Here is a 17280-nt window from a genome sequence, read left to right on the forward strand (position 1 = left end):
GAACGCTTTTCAAAACACTGTCAATAACTTTTTATATATTTTTTTAAAATTCCACTTCTGCCCTATGATTCCTCTTGTAAATTCTCCGTTACGATTCCGATGCGAATTATTTCATTTTCTATTAAATTTAATACATGTCTTTCTACTTCATACCTGGTTAATAGTTCTTTTATTTGTATGATCTCACTTTCAAGTAAATCAGCTTCTTGACACGTCTGAAGTAAAGTGAAAAACACATTTGCATACAATTCTTTATACGCTTTCATACTCTCTTTCTTTTCAAGTATCTCTATAAACAACTGTTTCATTTCTTCTTGGTTATATTGTCCTTCCACACCTTGAAATTTACTCGAAATAATATTTAATCCTTTTTCTAAAACCTCATCCATGCATAAAACAATACGTAAAAGCATCATATATTCTCTCGTTGTTATTACGCCCATTTTCGGACGTTCTCTTAAAAACACACTAAGCCACGCTGTCCAAAATTTTTGTTGTTCCTTACCACTTAACGTTTTTACGTAGTAGCATACATACTGCATAAATCTAATTTTATTCTCTTCGTTTTCTTGCATCAAAAGTGGATATAACCAATCTGTTTTTTGCTCCCAATATAATACGCATTTAATAAATACAAAGCTAAGCCATTTTAAAAATGCTTCTCTCGTATATGGATGTAGTGCATCTAAATGTTCTACTGCATACTTAATATATCGTCTTATTTCTGTAAACAAAGGTAGATTAATTTGCGTATAACATAATCCCGCCCACGCATATTTCGTAAGCTCACTTTCTTTCTTTAAATCTAAGTAAGGTAATACATTTTTCCGACACCATTGCTTCTCAATATGGTATAAAAACGTAATATCTGCTGTTAAACGCGCAAACATGAAGTTCGTTCTTTCCGAAGTAACCCTTACCTGCTCCTCAAATAAAAATAAATATTCATACACGTTGCGATCGTATAAATGATCATATGCTAACAGTTTTAGTAATACAGCAGTCATCTTCCCAACAGGATGCTGAATAGATTCATTGTAAAACTCTTGTTTTCCAATCTTAAAATCCGATTCCCCTCTCATAACTTGTGGAAGTACAGAAAAAGCAAAGCGTTTTACAATCCTTATACTATTTTCATCTAACTCTTCTAATCGATTACTAATTTCATATAGAAAACTACTAATTAACCAATGAAAAGCAGTATTTCTAATAAATTTCTGCAATAACGGAATGATTTTTTGAATTTGTTCATTCGCCAAATTCCGGTTATTTCGCCACTCTCTAATACATACAAACCATACTTCATTACTAATTTCGTGCACGCCTACTAGTTGATAAGCAAACGAAATACTCCACTCTACATTCAATTTACACGCTTTTGATAACATCTCTAAAAAATGGCGTTGTTCAAAAACACCGTCTCTTGAAAATTGCCGAACTTGCTCCATTATTTCATCGTCTTTCAGCTGCAGTAATCCATCAGCTGTTACATTGCATGTAATACGTTGTTCATTTGCCTCTTTCTTTGGAACACTGTATAGATCTGAAGAAAAATGGGGGTGTTTCTGTTTCATTAGCTCGTATCCTTCCGCCGTACACTTACTATTCGAATCACACGTGAATAGTAAGTCTAATACAAGACAAGCATCAAACGCCCTCTCTTCTGCAAGATACTCTAATACATGTTGAATTACTTCTTCTTTCGTTTCCTCTAAAGCATCTGCGTAATAATTCTTTAAAAGTTGAAACACTTCATGTTTACATGTGAAATCTAACAGAACATCCACATGTAACAACCACTTCAGTTTGTCATCCGCTGTAACGAATACATTATTAATCATTGCTTCAATTGCAATTCGCTTTTGAAGTACACTATCAGTTTCTATCATTTCTGTAATATAATGATTTGCTTTTTTCTCATTGTTTTCACATAAATATGTAAGACACTCTTTTACAATTTGAATTAAAAATGTAAAATCATTTTGCTGTAACTCCTGCTCTGAAATTTCTCTATCTCTTCTTTTCAGTGCATTTTGTCTTAATGACAATAGTTGTATCTTTTCTAACCCTGTAACCATAATCGGATTTGCGTAGTAAGCGATATGAGGTCTCATTTTCTCTTTCCAAATTCGCTCCACATGAGAAAAAATAGGCATCGGTATACGACTCGATTCCTCGAGTTCAATCGACTCTTGCGTATCATTTCCCCATCTTCTTACACGCTTCAATTTAAGTTTCCCATCTAAAATAAACGTTAATAGCAACAAGCCAATTTCTTTATGCTCAGGGAAAGAACATTTTTGCAATAAATATGTGATCATTTCAATAGAGCTACTATCTTTCTCTGCTGTTTCTAATAAAAGCAATGTCCATCTTGCAAACAACAAAGGGTCCATCGTTTCTTTCGTTTCGTTTAAGTAAGTACAAATTGTTCGCCACCATAACGGGGATATTTTAGAATGATTTTTAAAAATCAATTGAAATAGTTCTTTTTGATGACTAAATAGAAATTGCTCCACTAACCATTCCGCAAGCAATTCATCTACTTCATCATAATTTGCTGTAAGCAGAAATAAATTTCTTAGTTTCCCTTCTGCTTCAAGCCATTCCACCCATTCATAATCACGAGCAAATTCAACGAAGTACCGAACGGTTTCAATTTTTTTTATTGACTGTTTTATATAGGATAATTGCTCCTGCTCTACTGATGGAGGAACGGTTACAATATCACGAATACGCATTCTTTTCGTAATATAATTATCCCCCATTAATTCCGCCCACCGCTTCACCGCTTTCACAAGCGCCTGATGATTATTTGCTTTATTCGGATACACAATCGGTCTTATCCCTAAATGCTCCCAATGATATGTATTATCACCTTGTGCGACGAAAGCATAACGCCTTGTACTCGGTGGTAAGCCTGTTGCTAAATATTTCATTACAGGATCATTATGACTATACCCAACGAATAAAACAGTGTAATTTGAGAATAAATCAACTAAAAATCGTCTCGCCCATCCTTCTGTTAAGTAAGCCCTTCCAAAATCACCATCCGTTAAAATTAAAGCTTCTTTCTCTTGTTCTACATTCCCATGTATGTAAGCCAACCCTTTAAACGCTCTCCCTGTCGGTAAAGCAGGTGCATAATAAATATTCAGCTCTCTATTCATTTCTGTAATTACAGACGTAAAATGTTGATCAAAGTTTGTCGTTACAATTCGAACATCCGTATCTAACGGAAACAGCCTTGGAATCGCATAGTGTAATGGATTTGGTTTTGATTTTTCTATATTAACGAGGTCTCTTGCAACTTGATGCACATCTTTCGTTTTCGCAATTTTACCGAGATAATAATCGTGGGGTTCTGTCATCTCACGCCTTTCGACATATAAAGCTTTCGAAATTTCATCAACTAAATCATCGAAATTCGGTAAGTTTGATTTCCCCTTCATAGAAACTCCTGCTCCAACGAATAATACTAACTTACCTTGTTCAAGGTGATCGATTAACTCATCTGGAATTTCTACTTCTGAAGTTATCCACATCCCGGATTCCCCCTTACCTAAAAATGTCATACGCTCTCATTTCACTATAACATTTTTTGATTGTTTTTTTAATATTTAGATAAATTTTCAGCATGATAAAGTTTTATATAAATTAAACCGTTCCAATGTATGAACTCCTGAATTTATTGTAAAACTATGTATAAATGGGAGGTGTAAATATTGAGTGATATTACTGTAATACTTATCAAATTTATATCATGCATCATCGCTTTTAGTATCGGACTAGCTCTATTTTTCCCAGCAACGCTCGTCCAAATCATTTCTTTTAGTCTCTTCGTCACAATCGTTTCTTATATGTTTGTTGATAAAATTATTTTAAATCGAATTGGCAATTCCGCTGCCATTATGACGGATTTCTTACTTGCGTATTTAAGTGTTTGGATTTTCGGTAATATTTTATTAGACAACTACATGCAAATTGCATGGGGCAGTATCCTTTCTGCCATCGTCTTTACATTATCAGAAGTAATCGTCCATCGCTTTTCTAATTCCCACACAAGGCACAGCAATGATAACATTCGAATTAATCGCCGGTTTGCATATGGCACGGAGTTTGCTGAAGAACAGAATGTGTTGGATAAAGATAAGAAGAAATAAAGCCATAATTACTGGTGCAAAAAAGTAGCTGTCTCATCAGTCGAATTTTTGACGATGTGGCGCTCCTTTTTGTTTTTTGTACTATCAATACGGTGAATGAAATTATATCAACGATTCGATAAGAAATATCGATTTATCGACAACGTTTGATAGCCTATCTTCAAATAAAAAAGCTGCCCCATTAAGAGACAGCAACTTCTGTAATTACGCTTTTACTTTTAAATCTTTTAACGTAATAACATCTGCAAATGCCCCAAACACAACATTATGATGTTTTACAATATCTTCAGCGCGTAATACATCTGTGTCAAATGTACTATGTGCATCACTTACTAATGTTACTTTATACCCTTCACTAAACGCTCTTCGTGTTGTCGTATCAACACAGTACTCTGTTTGCATTCCTGAAATAATAACATGCTCAATCCCTTTTCCTTGTAACACTTCGTTTAAGTTTGTCTTATGGAATGAGTCTGGAGTCGTCTTTTCAACGACAAGCTCCCCTTCTCGCGGAGCAATCGCCGCATGCACTTTCCAGCCATCTGTACCTTTTTCTAACGGATGACCTTTTGGCCCGTTATGTTGTACATAAATAACCGGAATACCATTTGAACGACATTCCCCAATGAGCTCTTGCAACGTTTCTAAAAACTTTTCCCCATTATGTACTGGGATTCCTGCTGTATACATACCCGCTTGCACATCAATAACTAGTAATGCCTTTTTCATTTCACACAGCTCCCTTTATTTTTATAAGCCCCTGCATATTTATTATAATTGTTTATATTCTACCATCCAACAATCTTCTAATTTCCCCTCATGCAGTTCATGTTTCTTTAGTATCTTCACCTTTTTAAATCCGCATTTTTCATAACAGCTTATCGCACGTTCATTATTTACTCTAGGATCCATCGCGATTGCTTCCGCACCCAATTTCTCCATAATGTATGTAATTGCTGCTTGAACAAGTTTTGTTCCAATTCCTTTTCCCCAAAAGATCGGTTCACCGATAAATTGGTCCATGCCCCATACATTCTGCGATTCTTCATATCCATATAACGCTTTCCATTCAAAATCAACTGGATACATTTGAATGTAACCGATTGGCATTTCATCAAATTCTACTAAGCATCTTTTTTCATTACTGTTTGGATTATGTATAAAATGGGCAAGTACCTTTTCTACAGATTGCGGATTATCTCGTCCTTCGTAATACTGCAGGACTTCTGGGTCTGTTAGCCATTTTGAAATGATAGGTGCATCGTTTTTTATTACGTATCTAACTAATAAATTTTCTTTTTGAAATAACATGTAGCACCTCGTTGCTAGTATTTTATAAACTGCTAAACTTTATTTTACATCATCATCTTTCTTATTTAATTACCTCTACTCCCCCCATGTATGGACGCAATACTTCTGGGATTATAATTGAGCCGTCTTCTTGTTGGTAGTTCTCTAAAATAGCTGCTACTGTACGCCCTATAGCTAACCCAGAACCATTTAATGTGTGCACAAATTCTGGTTTTGCACATGGTGTACGACGGAAACGTATGCTTGCACGACGCGCTTGGAAATCTTCACAGTTTGAGCAAGAAGATATTTCACGATATCCCCCATAACTTGGTAACCAAACTTCAATGTCATATGTTTTCGCAGCTGGAAATGCTATATCAGCTGTACATAATACGATAACTCGATAAGGTAATCGTAATAATTGTAGTACTTTTTCGGCATTCGCAGTTAATTTTTCTAACTCATCGTATGATTCTTCTGGCTTGGTATACTTAACCATTTCAACTTTGCTAAATTGGTGCTGGCGAATAAGCCCTCTCGTGTCACGTCCTGCACTACCAGCTTCAGAACGGAAACATGGCGTATGAGCAGTAAAATTAATAGGTAATTCTGCACCATTTAATATTTCGTCACGATAATAGTTCGCTAATGGTACTTCCGCTGTTGGAATTAAAGAGTAATCTGTGTCTTTTAATGTAAATACATCTTCTTTAAATTTTGGGAATTGTCCTGTTCCTATTAAACTATCGCTATTTACGATAAACGGTGGAATTACTTCCGTATATCCATGTTCTTCAACATGTAAATCTAGCATAAAGTTAGCTACCGCTCGCTCTAAACGTGCTCCCAAGCCATTGTAATATACAAAGCGGCTTCCTGTTACTTTTGCTGCTCGCTCAAAATCTAGTAATCCTAATTTTTCAGCAACTTCCCAATGTGGTTTTGCTTCAAATGAAAATTCGTTTATTTCTCCCCACTTACGTAATTCAACATTATCGTCTTCTGATGATCCAATAGGCACTGTTTCATTAGGTATATTTGGTAATGCCAATAATATAGAATTCAATTTCTCTTCTACATTACGTAACTCATCGTCTAACGTTTTAATACTTTCTCCTACTTCACGCATTTCACTAATAAGTTCATTTGCATCTTGTTTTTCACGCTTTAACTTCGCAATACGCTCAGATACTCCATTACGTTTACTTTTTAATTCTTCTACTTCTACTAACAGTTCACGACGATTTTGATCTAATTCTTCAAATGTATCCAATTCAAGAAACTCTCCACCGCGATTAATCAATTTTTTCTTTACTTCTTCAAAATTAGCACGTAATACTTTTACATCTAACATGTCTTATCTCTCCTTTAATAAGTGACTAATGTCATCTTCTTCATTCACGTTAAGCTTTTAAGATAGGGAATTTCACTAAAAAAACACAAAAAACTCCCGTCCCTATAAAAGGGACGAGAGTTAACCCGCGTTGCCACCCTAGTTGAAAGCATAGAATATAAAAGCTTTCCACTTAAAAAATTAACGGTTTTTAACCGGAAACGATTACTAACTTCACATTGAAGGGTTTCACATTGAAGGGTTCCACATTTCGCTCAAGGACGGATTCACAAGCGCTTTCTATCGGTTTACACCACCCACCGACTCTCTAAAAGAAAAGATACTTGTTACTATTTCCTTTCATAGCTTTTAAACAATATAAATTTTAATTATCATTACTTTACAATAATTCTGTTTATTTTTCAAGAAAATATTGTATCTTTAAAATAAAGTATTCCTATAATCAAACAACAAATAAACTGGAGGTTATTTGCGATGTCCCATATCACTTTGAAAGCAATAGCTTCTATAAACTGGCGAGAAGCGCTTACTAAAACAATTTTCAATGTAACAAAGCAAAAAACTAAAACAATTTGGAGATGAGAATTTGAAGTCAACATTAATTATTCTTCGAGGAAACTCCGCAAGTGGCAAAACAACAATCGCAAAAGAACTGCAAGAGCATTTTGGCCAAGGGACACTACTAGTCTCTCAAGATGTCGTACGTAGAGATATGTTAAAAGTGCACGACACAATGGGTAACTTATCTCATGATTTACTATTTGAAATTACGAAGTATGGAAAAGAAAAATGTGAATTTGTTATTTTAGAAGGTATACTAAACAGTCGTAGGTACGGTGATATGTTAAAAGAATTAATACATTATTTTGAAGGAAATGCCAATACATATTATTTTGATTTATCACTTGAAGAAACGATTAGACGGCATAATACAAGAGAAAAACGGCATGAGTTTGGTGAGGATTTATTAAGTAAATGGTATAACCCTCACGATACAATTGAAGTTGATAGAGAAACTATTTTTACAGATGATTTCACGCAAAAAGATATATTCCATGCGATTGTTAATGATGTGACACATCAAAAATAAGACTGATTTTTTATGTCAGTCTTATTCTTTTATGTTCCTTGAATTTCAGTTTTCATAACGGAACAATCTTTACATAAGTAATAATATATATTCATCTCACCGAACAGAAAATCAACTACTGAAATAAGTTCCCGTTCTTCAAGATCTTGTGTAATTGTAGCAACATATTTCATCTCTTTCGAACAAGTTGGACATCCTAAATCTTCTGGAACATCACCATATAAAGGCGCTCCTAACAATCTACATATATATTCCGAACCGAATAAGTCAAAAGCTTCCCAGTAACTATCTTCATCAGTAGGTATATCTTCATTTTTCATATTCGTGAGCTTTACATTAGTTTTTGGAAGATTGACCGGTAGCTTATCCTCAGCTTCCATAATCCACTCTTCCGTATTGTCTTGTTTTATTATTTGTACCGCCTTGCCCCCATTACTTAATTGAAAATATTGCGGCTCCCACACCATCGCACAATTCAAGCAAGAGATGAATGGTAATACAATCAATTCATCATTTTTAAGTTCAGCAAGTTTCTCATCTTTCAAATCAAAACAAAAAATTTGATGCATTTTCTCACCGCATAACTTACACAATGGTACTTCACAATCTTGACCACCGAAATAATGATTATATGAATCTTTCCCTTCCATTACTCTATACCCTTTTATTCCATCCCAATGTTCGCCATATAATTCCATTGTCATTTTTATTCCTCGCTTCATTTAAATCTGATCCACTTTATTATAAGAAAATAAACATTACAAGTCGTCATCTTCCTGAATAGTTTCTATAATAAAACCTTTTAAATTTGGGGCTATTTCTTCAATTTCAGCATCTTCGTGATACCAAATATATATTTCATCATCCATTATTCCGTTATTTATTTTAAAACACAATTTATCCCCTGAACCATCGTCACCAATTATAATAAGATCTTCAGGCATATGCTCATCGCTCAACTCAACGTTTTGTCTAACTATATCATCCCAAGTTTTCACTAAATTTCTATTATCTTTAATAGGATATAGTATCCATTCTCCTATTTCGGCGTTATTAACTAATTTAAAAAGATCCCTATATTGTGCTGGAAAAATAGCACCTAACTTTTCTTCGGTTTCTTTTATATGTAATTCAAATACTCCTTGTTTCTTTGTTTCAATATATCCTCTTACTTTTTTCATGAAATACACCTGTCCTTTAAACTGAATTACAATATTGTAATTCAAAATATAATTGCCAATAAACCGCAACTTCATCACTTTCAGCCTGATTACTCCAACAATTATGTTATATAAAAATGCTATGTAAATGATTTAATCGGTTTTATTTGTATATTTCATTATACGTTAACTCTTCATTGCCATCATACTAGTATTCTGTATTTCCCGATAAATTTCAGTTCCACACCAAACCACAAACTCACTTAAATAAAAATTAAAACTCAGCTCGTTCTTAATATATTTGTATTTTATAGACATAATACAAGTTTCATGTTTAATTTAAGTTTTGGTGCAGATTTAGCAACACATCCCTTAAAAAGCCTATGTCAGATCAACAAAATTCCCCAATGAATTACACTAACTCAAAAACAAAAGCCAGTCTCAATATTAGAGAACTGACTTCTATTTGGATAACTATAATTATTATAAAACTTTTACTTTAACAGTTTGTCTTCCCCAGTTCATAGCTTTACTTTTTGAACCCATTAAAACATCAATACGATTTCCTTTAATAGCACTACCAGTATCACCAGCAATAGCTTCTCCATAACCTTCTACCCATACTTTAGATCCTAATGGGATTACCTTCGGATCTACTGCGATAATTCTCATATTAGGATTTGCCGTTAAATCATGACCCATCGCAGTTAAAACGCGTCCACCATATGTACCATTTTCACTTGGATCAGCAGTATATGCTGTCGCTACTACCGTTAATTCACGTTTAGCAGACTGTTTGTTATTTTTAGATACTTCTTGTGTCTTTGTTGCTTCTTTTGCTTTCGCTTTTTCTATTTCTCGTGCTTGCGCTTCTTCCTTAGCCTTTGCTATTTCCTGCGCTTTTGCTTCTTCTTTTGCTTTTTCTATTTCTCGTACTTGCGCTTCTTCCTTAGCTTTTGCTATTTCTTGCGCTCTTGCTTCTTCTTTTTCTTTTTCCATTTCTCGTACTTTTGCTTCTTCCTTAGCTTTTGCTATTTCTTGCGCTTTCGCTTCTTCTTTTACTTTTTCTATTTCTTGCACTTTTGCTTCTTCTTTAGGCTTTACTATTTCTTCTGCTTTCGTTTCTTCCTTAACTTTTACTCTCTCTGTTACTTTCGCTTCTTCTTTAGGCTTTGCTATTTCTTCTGCTTTCGTTTCTTCCTTAACTTTTACTCTCTCTGTTACTTTCGCTTCTTCTTTAGGCTTTACTATTTCTTCTGCTTTCGTTTCTTTCTGCTCTTTTGTTGTTTCTTTCGCTTTTGCTATTTCTTGTACTTTTGCTTCTTTCTGCGTTTTTACTACTTCCTTTGCTTTAACTGCTTTTTGTACTTTCGCTACTCGCTTCGTTTTCTCTTCAGCTTTCTTTTCAATTGGCGCTGTACTTGATAGGAAAGAAACATTTGCATAAGCTGTTTTTCCTTTATACTCAAATTGCAGCCAGCCATCTTTTACTTGATGTGTTGATTCAATTACATCATCTTGTTTCAGTCTGCCAAGAATTTCTGATTCTGTGTTTGCTTCAGTACGTACATTTAACAAATTTGCTGTTACATGGTAAATATCTTTTGTAAACTCCGAACTTACAAATACTTCTTTACCATTTAACTCAATTTTTGACCACCCATCTTCGGTATTTATGACTTTTAACTCTTGCCCATTTTTTACTTTTTCGACAACTTTTGATTCTGTAGTCGGTTTTTCACGTACATTGAGTACATCTGCTGTTACGATCGTTTCTGCGGTAACAGTTGTAGTAAATGCCCCCAATCCAAAAAACGTTGCTGTTGCTGCGCCAATTATTTTTTTCATAATAGCCTCCATTACATTTTTTTGAATTCTATGAAATCCTTCCATTAAATTAGGGAATTCCACAGAGTATCAAAACATTTGTAACAGTATATTAATACCACTTAATATACTGTTTTTAAAACTTCCTACTCCAATATTATCAAATTTTCATTTCTAATTCTATACATTATAAATCTATTTATCTTCTATAAACTCTTCATGACCTTCTACTTCACACTAGATCGTTGTCGCAATTCCTGCCAAGAATAAACTTACAATTGCTAAAAATGGCGTTCCAGCTATTGCACCTCTTAAGTGAAACTTATAGTCTTTATATCCTTTCATTCCCTCAGTACTAGGAATAACAACAAACCGCGGAGTAATCCAGCAAAATATAAGCCAATCGATTATTAATAAATCTACTAAATTGAAAATCATTACAATCCCAAAAGTATATAAATAGGCTTCAATATACAATAATTTTCCATGGTGATGTAGTATATATGTAGAAACTAAAGGCGTTCCGAAGAGAATAATATTGTAAATAATTCCGAAATAAAATGTTTGTTTTTTCTCATTTATTGATTTTGGCAAAACTACTTTTTGAATATCTTTCGGATAATCATTTAACCAAAGGCGAGGATTATAATATGTAGACCCTAATATCATAATAGACAGTATAAAAGACATGGAAATACCGACAATCACCATTTGTTCAAATTGCCCCACAAATGTCCCTCCTTATTTGAAATTTTGACGTACGTAATTCACTTAATTAGACATTGTATGCATGTTATGACTTAAAAATTATCTAATACCATTAATAAAATTTTTTCATTACAATCCGCTTTTTCCTAACGTCCATTCTTATTTCTTGCAATATGCATGCAAATTTAATAAAGTGAACATCTAATTAGTGTTGTTGAATTTCGCTAATTATTACAGAGTACATATTTTCAAATTTACATAAAGATAGGATTGGTGAAACGAATGAAAATCGAACATATAGCACTTTGGGTAAATGATTTAGAATTAATGCGTACTTTCTATACAAAGTACTTTAATGGTAAAGCAAACTCTTTATATCATAACGAAGCAAAGCAATTTGAATCTTATTTTATTACGTTCGAATCTGGAGCAAGGCTTGAACTTATGCGTAAAAAAGGTATAGAAAATGAGCCTAACCTTAATATTACTGGTTATGCACATATGGCATTCTCAGTTGGAAGTGAAGAACGTGTAAATGAACTAACAAAAACGTTAAAAGAAGCTGGTTCTCCTTTATTAAATGGACCACGTTTCACTGGAGATGGCTATTACGAAAGTGTAATTAGTGATCCGGAAGGCAATCAAATAGAGATCACTATTTAACTATCGTTTATCTTTTCTGAAGAACAAATAAAAATTCGTTTGGAGGAACCCTATGCATAAACTGCATTTCAAAAAATTTGAAGCAACAGATTTTAGTCCATATTTCCAGCTCGTATCAAATGAAAGAGTGATGGCACAAATTACAGAGCGTGCTATTCCGCTAGAAGAGGCACAAAACGACTATGAAAAATTGTTAAGGCGCAATGAAAAGCATAAACTGTTTGGGTCTTATAAAGTTTATGACAGTGCAACAAATGAATTTATCGGCCTTGGACATGTAACAGTGAATGAAGATAATGTAAAAGAAGCTGAAATTGGGTATATGATTTTGCCAGAGCACTGGGGAAAAAGATATGGTAGTTATATTGCAAGAGAATTAATTGAAATAGCGAAGCAGACAGATGTAAACGTACTAAAGGCAATTATCGATCCAAATAATATCCCCTCTCGAAAAATATTAACAAACGTTGGTTTTACATCAGATGTAGTTTGTGAGATTGATGGATTACCTGGGGAAATTTTAAGTATATATATTTAACTTTATTAAGGCAATGCTACATTTGAGATACATGTAGTGTTGCCTTTTATTTATTATCTCGATTCCCCGATAGGCCCGAAAATCCCATTCTAGGAATAATCCCCCTCACTCATTCATCTACTTATAACGTATAGTCAGTTCTATTTTTCTATTTGATTTTACACCTGACGACTAACATTTTAGCTATTTTATTATGTGACAAGGAGAGAAGACTTAAATGAGTAATCAAAATATTGAACTTACAGGACGTATCGTAACTCCCGGAAATCCAGAATATAATTCCGCTAGAGAGGAATTCAACACATTTTTCAACAAATTCCCATTAATCATTGTCTTTGCTCAAAATACACAGGATGTAGTAAATGCAGTTCGCTGGTCGAGACAGCATAACGTACCTATGCGCATGCGCTCTGGTCGTCATAATTACGAAGGGTTATCCGTTAACAATGCTGGAATTGTAATTGATGTAAGTGAAATGAAGCAATTAGAAATAGATCATAATGGTGGGACTGTTACAATCGGAACTGGATGGAGAAACCTTTCTTTAACTGAAACGCTCGCAGCTGAAGGGTTAGTTGTGCCAAGCGGCGTTTGTCCTACTCCTGGTATTGCAGGTGTGACATTAGGCGGTGGACATAGTATACTCTCCCGTCCATGGGGATTAACTCTTGATCATTTAATTGAGCTAGAGATGGTTGACGCGAACGGTTGTATTATACGATCCAACGCTAATCATAATTCGGATCTCTACTGGGCATATCGAGGTGCGGGTGGTGGTAACTTTGGAATATGTACTTCCTTCAAGTTTCGAACACATAAAATTAATACAGTGGGATTTGCGGAAATAAGCTGGGACTTAAAAGATTTAAAATCTGTACTAAATTCTTGGCAAGAATACACCCTTCCTTGCGCTGATAAGCGATTTACAAGCACCCTCTTCATGTCTTCAGGGGTGGAACCATCGTTATTGATGCAAGGAGTATTCCTAGGTTCAGTTCAGGAATTGCAAGCACTTCTGCAGCCATTATTACAAGCTGGTTCACCGTTAACAGTAACTATAGAAGAAATACCTTGGGTAGAAGCTGCAACACGAATTGCTGCAACACAACCTATAGCGCCTTTACCATTTAAAAGTGTAGGTCCATATTTGTATGCACTATTGCCTGAAGAAGCACTCACGATCATCGAGCACTTTATAAACAATTCACCGCAGCATGCAACAACCTCTCTATTTTTCCATGGCTTAGGCGGAGCCGTAGCAGACGTATCGAACGATTCTACAGCATATTTTTACCGAAAAGCACTTTCGAACATGTCAATATTCTCCACTTGGGATCAAGAAGAAGGTGCTGCCGCAAGCATTCGATGGACCGAAGATTTCCGATTAGCAATGTTACCATACACAAAAGGCGTTTACGTTAATACACCTGACCTTTCCATTAAAGATTGGCCAGATGCTTACTATAGCTGTAACTTTGATAGGTTAATGGAAGTAAAGGCTAAATATGACCCAAAAAACATTTTCAACTTCCCGCAAAGTATTCCGCCCTTTTAATAGTCGATACTGAAATTTATAGTTTATATTTCTAGCAAAAAAAGAACGATTTTCCCCATAAAAATTATGGGAAGAATCGTTCTTTTTCTATGCTGGATGTATTTCATTTCTTTTTTCATCTTTTTTTAATGTTCTTTTCATCCTAATTTCATCTGAATCTCATTCTTATTAGTTACACTCAGTTTATACATAAATAACTAGTAAGGAGGAATCATATATGAAAAATTATGAGACGGACCAAAATAAGAATAGAGATAATATCCCTCTTCCTGATGAAGTCACTTCTGTTTCATCACGAGGTTGGCAAATGCTGAGCAAAGTTCCAGAAGTCACGATTTTCTTCTGGATTATCAAAATCATGGCAACTACAGTGGGCGAAACAGGCGCGGACTTCTTAAATACAAACTTGAACTTCGGCTTGACTAAAACGACCTTTGTTATGAGTGCTCTCTTGCTCATCACACTGTTCTTCCAGTTCAGGTTGAAGAAGTATGTTCCCTCGGTTTACTGGCTCACTGTTTTGCTAATTAGTGTTGTTGGTACGCTAGTCACCGACAATCTTACGGACAACTTCGGGGTCGCTTTAGAGACTACAACCATCGTTTTCACCCTTTTGCTACTGGCAACTTTTACTGCTTGGTATGTGAGTGAGAAGACACTGTCCATTCACTCTATTTACACAACAAAACGTGAAGTATTCTACTGGTTGGCTATCCTATTCACCTTCGCATTAGGTACTGCAGCTGGTGATCTCGTAGCAGAAAGTCTCAACTTAGGTTACTGGATTTCAGCGCTCATATTTGCCGCTTTAATTGGGGCTGTAACCGTCGCTTACTATCGCTTCAAATTAAATGCAGTGTTGGCCTTTTGGATCGCTTATATTTTAACTCGTCCTTTCGGCGCCTCTTTTGGAGATTATTTATCACAGCCTCACGATGCCGGTGGTCTTGGTCTCGGTACAGTGGGAACAAGCGTAATCTTTCTCGTAACAATTTTGAGCTTAGTTATTTATTTGACTAAGACGAAAAAAGACGCGAACCCGAGCGTACATTAATATATATTTTATCTGAACCTTAAAATAGTTGACATGATTTCATAATCGTTAGTACAAATTTAAAAAGGCAATACTACTGGTCGTATTGCCTTTTTATAAAACAAATCTACTCCATCCGGAAAAAATGCTTCTAGAGCTTTTTATATGTTTGTGTTGGATGATTCTTCCCTAATACTGTCTGAAGTCTCTATGATTTTTTTGTGTTTACTTATATAATCCCTCCTGCGGACACCATACTTTTGTAACCATAGTAAAAGTAAAAATATTTAACTATGTGTACATTCGTCATTTTGTTTACATAATAATATTATGTGAATAAAACTAACCTTTTAACGAAATTGTACCTTTTTTCCTACTAACATACATACTAACTACATTACTAATGAGCGCTAAAGTAAAAATAACTGCACCCATTAAAAATGTTTTATTAAAACTATATACAATTCCTTGTTTATGTTGCTGCTTCATCTGTTCGTATAACTTGTTAGCCTCTTCAGACTTTAATATGCTGTATTTATTTTTATCAATTCCTTTCATCGCTTGCAACGCCTGTTCTCTTTCTATAGTTGTTACATTACTTTTTTCAATCACAGTCATTACTTCTTTATTTACTTTTTCTTTTTCAACTAACAATTGATGATTCAAAAACATGACCAGTATTGCTACCCCTACAATACTTCCGACCGTTCTAGAGATATTACATACGCTTGAAGCAACACCTGTTTTCTCCGCTGGCACACTTAAAACCGCAGTTGTTGTATACGGTGCTAATGTGCACCCTGTTCCAATTCCAACGATCACTAATCGCCATATATAATCCCATGTAGTAAAGTTTGAATCTATATGACTAAATAAATACGAGGCTATAATAAAAGCAATCATCCCTATACTACCTATTAATAAACTACCTCGTTTCGCCGCAATTGGTGTTACTAACCCTGTAACAATCATTGAAACAATTGCTAAAGTACTAATAATTAAGCCTGACTGTAGCTCAGACATACCTTCTACTTGAACGAAATAAAAAGCAAGTATAAATAGAAAGTTCATTAATCCCATACCAACGAAAAATAAGGAAAGATTTGAAATTGAAAACTCTTTATATGAAAACAACTTTAAAGGTAACATCGGATTATTACTTTTCTTTTCGATAATGAAAAATAATATAAAACTTATTAATGAGAGCATAAAAAGAAGAATTAAGCTTAACGTGCTTAATTGATTTGTATTTACTTGTATAAGTGCATATACAAGTAAGCATAGTGCAGATGCAGAGGTAATCATACCCGCCCAATCTATTTTAGAACTTGCAGTATGATCATACGATTCTTTAATACAAAGAATCACGAAGATTAAAGATAATATACCTACTGGGACATTTATAAAAAACACCCAGCTCCAATTCAATTTATCAGTTAAAACACCACCTAGTGAAGGCCCAATTGCCGCTGCTAACCCTCCGAAAGCCCCCATAATACCGCCTATCATACCTTGTTTCTCTTTCGGTACTAACTTTAGACCAAGAGGCATAGCAACTGGTACGATAACCGCTGCTGAGATTCCTTGTATTATCCTAAAGGCTATTAATGTATGAAAAGAAGTGGCAATACCGCACATTAGTGAACTAATAGAAAACCCTAATAAACCGATAATATACAGCTTCTTGCGACCAAACTGGTCCGCAAGACGTGCTGCAATTAATAAACACGATACAAAGGCAACGTTATAACTATTAGCAATCCAAGAAATGGTGTCAATTGACGTATGAAATGTCTTTGTCATTTCTGGTAATGCGATATTCACAATGTTTGAATCTAAAATTGCCATAAAAAACCCTGCAATTAATGCAATTAATGCAAATGTATTCCTCAATTC

Annotated in this window: 15 protein-coding genes and 1 other annotated feature; of the genes, 6 read left to right on the forward strand and 9 right to left on the reverse strand. The window is 34.6% G+C overall.

The annotated features are described in order from the left end of the window. Positions 1 to 62 precede the first annotated feature (62 nt). Positions 63 to 3575 carry a DUF4020 domain-containing protein gene (locus MR155_RS10050; protein WP_242309518.1) on the reverse strand — a complete coding sequence of 1171 codons (3513 nt, stop codon included), beginning with the start codon at positions 3573 to 3575 and terminating at the stop codon, positions 63 to 65. A gap of 150 nt (positions 3576 to 3725) precedes the next feature. Between MR155_RS10050 and MR155_RS10055 the strand changes: the two genes are divergently transcribed. Next, complete coding sequence (locus tag MR155_RS10055) at positions 3726 to 4163, forward strand: YndM family protein (RefSeq protein ID WP_219302789.1); 438 nt, start codon at positions 3726 to 3728, stop codon at positions 4161 to 4163. Between the two features lie 204 nt (positions 4164 to 4367). Here MR155_RS10055 and MR155_RS10060 read toward each other — a convergent pair whose 3' ends face one another. The 3 genes from MR155_RS10060 to serS form a co-directional block, all read right to left on the reverse strand. Beyond that, positions 4368 to 4892: a cysteine hydrolase family protein gene (locus MR155_RS10060; protein WP_242309520.1), complete on the reverse strand. Its 525-nt coding sequence runs from the start codon at positions 4890 to 4892 to the stop codon at positions 4368 to 4370. A gap of 42 nt (positions 4893 to 4934) precedes the next feature. After that, entirely contained in the window at positions 4935 to 5474 is a 540-nt protein-coding gene (locus MR155_RS10065; RefSeq protein ID WP_242309521.1) for a GNAT family N-acetyltransferase, read from the reverse strand. 61 nt (positions 5475 to 5535) lie between these two features. Then, a complete protein-coding gene (serS, locus tag MR155_RS10070; protein ID WP_242309524.1) occupies positions 5536 to 6810 on the reverse strand; it encodes a serine--tRNA ligase in 1275 nt (424 codons plus the stop codon). A gap of 106 nt (positions 6811 to 6916) precedes the next feature. Next, positions 6917 to 7162, reverse strand: a binding site (T-box leader). A 234-nt stretch (positions 7163 to 7396) separates the two neighbouring features. Here serS and MR155_RS10075 point away from each other — a divergent pair. Beyond that, positions 7397 to 7900: a kinase gene (locus MR155_RS10075; protein ID WP_242309526.1), complete on the forward strand. Its 504-nt coding sequence runs from the start codon at positions 7397 to 7399 to the stop codon at positions 7898 to 7900. A gap of 29 nt (positions 7901 to 7929) precedes the next feature. Here the strand turns inward: MR155_RS10075 and MR155_RS10080 are convergent, their stop codons facing one another. The 4 genes from MR155_RS10080 to MR155_RS10095 form a co-directional block, all read right to left on the reverse strand. Further along, on the reverse strand, positions 7930 to 8604 hold the full coding sequence (locus MR155_RS10080; RefSeq protein WP_242245797.1) for a hypothetical protein: 675 nt from the start codon (positions 8602 to 8604) through the stop codon (positions 7930 to 7932). 54 nt (positions 8605 to 8658) lie between these two features. Then, positions 8659 to 9081, reverse strand: coding sequence for an SMI1/KNR4 family protein (locus MR155_RS10085; RefSeq protein ID WP_098498497.1), 423 nt, complete (start codon positions 9079 to 9081; stop codon positions 8659 to 8661). Between the two features lie 462 nt (positions 9082 to 9543). After that, the gene (gene entB, locus MR155_RS10090) at positions 9544 to 10908 is read right to left on the reverse strand and encodes a cell wall-binding protein EntB (RefSeq protein ID WP_242309528.1); all 1365 of its coding nucleotides are present in this window, start codon (positions 10906 to 10908) and stop codon (positions 9544 to 9546) included. A gap of 216 nt (positions 10909 to 11124) precedes the next feature. Continuing rightward, the gene (locus tag MR155_RS10095) at positions 11125 to 11616 is read right to left on the reverse strand and encodes a nitroreductase (protein ID WP_219302797.1); all 492 of its coding nucleotides are present in this window, start codon (positions 11614 to 11616) and stop codon (positions 11125 to 11127) included. A gap of 261 nt (positions 11617 to 11877) precedes the next feature. Here MR155_RS10095 and MR155_RS10100 point away from each other — a divergent pair, with 261 nt between their 5' ends. The 4 genes from MR155_RS10100 to MR155_RS10115 all read left to right on the forward strand — a co-directional run bounded on the left by MR155_RS10100 (position 11878) and on the right by MR155_RS10115 (position 15405). Continuing rightward, complete coding sequence (locus MR155_RS10100) at positions 11878 to 12258, forward strand: VOC family protein (RefSeq protein WP_002142261.1); 381 nt, start codon at positions 11878 to 11880, stop codon at positions 12256 to 12258. 52 nt (positions 12259 to 12310) lie between these two features. Then, on the forward strand, positions 12311 to 12796 hold the full coding sequence (locus MR155_RS10105; protein ID WP_088039607.1) for a GNAT family N-acetyltransferase: 486 nt from the start codon (positions 12311 to 12313) through the stop codon (positions 12794 to 12796). Between the two features lie 217 nt (positions 12797 to 13013). Next, positions 13014 to 14351: an FAD-binding oxidoreductase gene (locus tag MR155_RS10110; RefSeq protein ID WP_242309530.1), complete on the forward strand. Its 1338-nt coding sequence runs from the start codon at positions 13014 to 13016 to the stop codon at positions 14349 to 14351. Positions 14352 to 14568: 217 nt separating this feature from the next. Continuing rightward, positions 14569 to 15405 carry a COG4705 family protein gene (locus MR155_RS10115; RefSeq protein ID WP_242309532.1) on the forward strand — a complete coding sequence of 279 codons (837 nt, stop codon included), beginning with the start codon at positions 14569 to 14571 and terminating at the stop codon, positions 15403 to 15405. Positions 15406 to 15726: 321 nt separating this feature from the next. On the opposite strand, the gene MR155_RS10120 is transcribed toward MR155_RS10115, so the two are convergent. Next, positions 15727 to 17277 carry an MFS transporter gene (locus tag MR155_RS10120; protein ID WP_242309533.1) on the reverse strand — a complete coding sequence of 517 codons (1551 nt, stop codon included), beginning with the start codon at positions 17275 to 17277 and terminating at the stop codon, positions 15727 to 15729. Positions 17278 to 17280: the final 3 nt, after the last annotated feature.

The organism is Bacillus cereus group sp. BfR-BA-01331 (genome assembly GCF_022663915.1).
Taxonomy (GTDB): Bacteria; Bacillota; Bacilli; order Bacillales; family Bacillaceae_G; genus Bacillus_A; species Bacillus_A mycoides.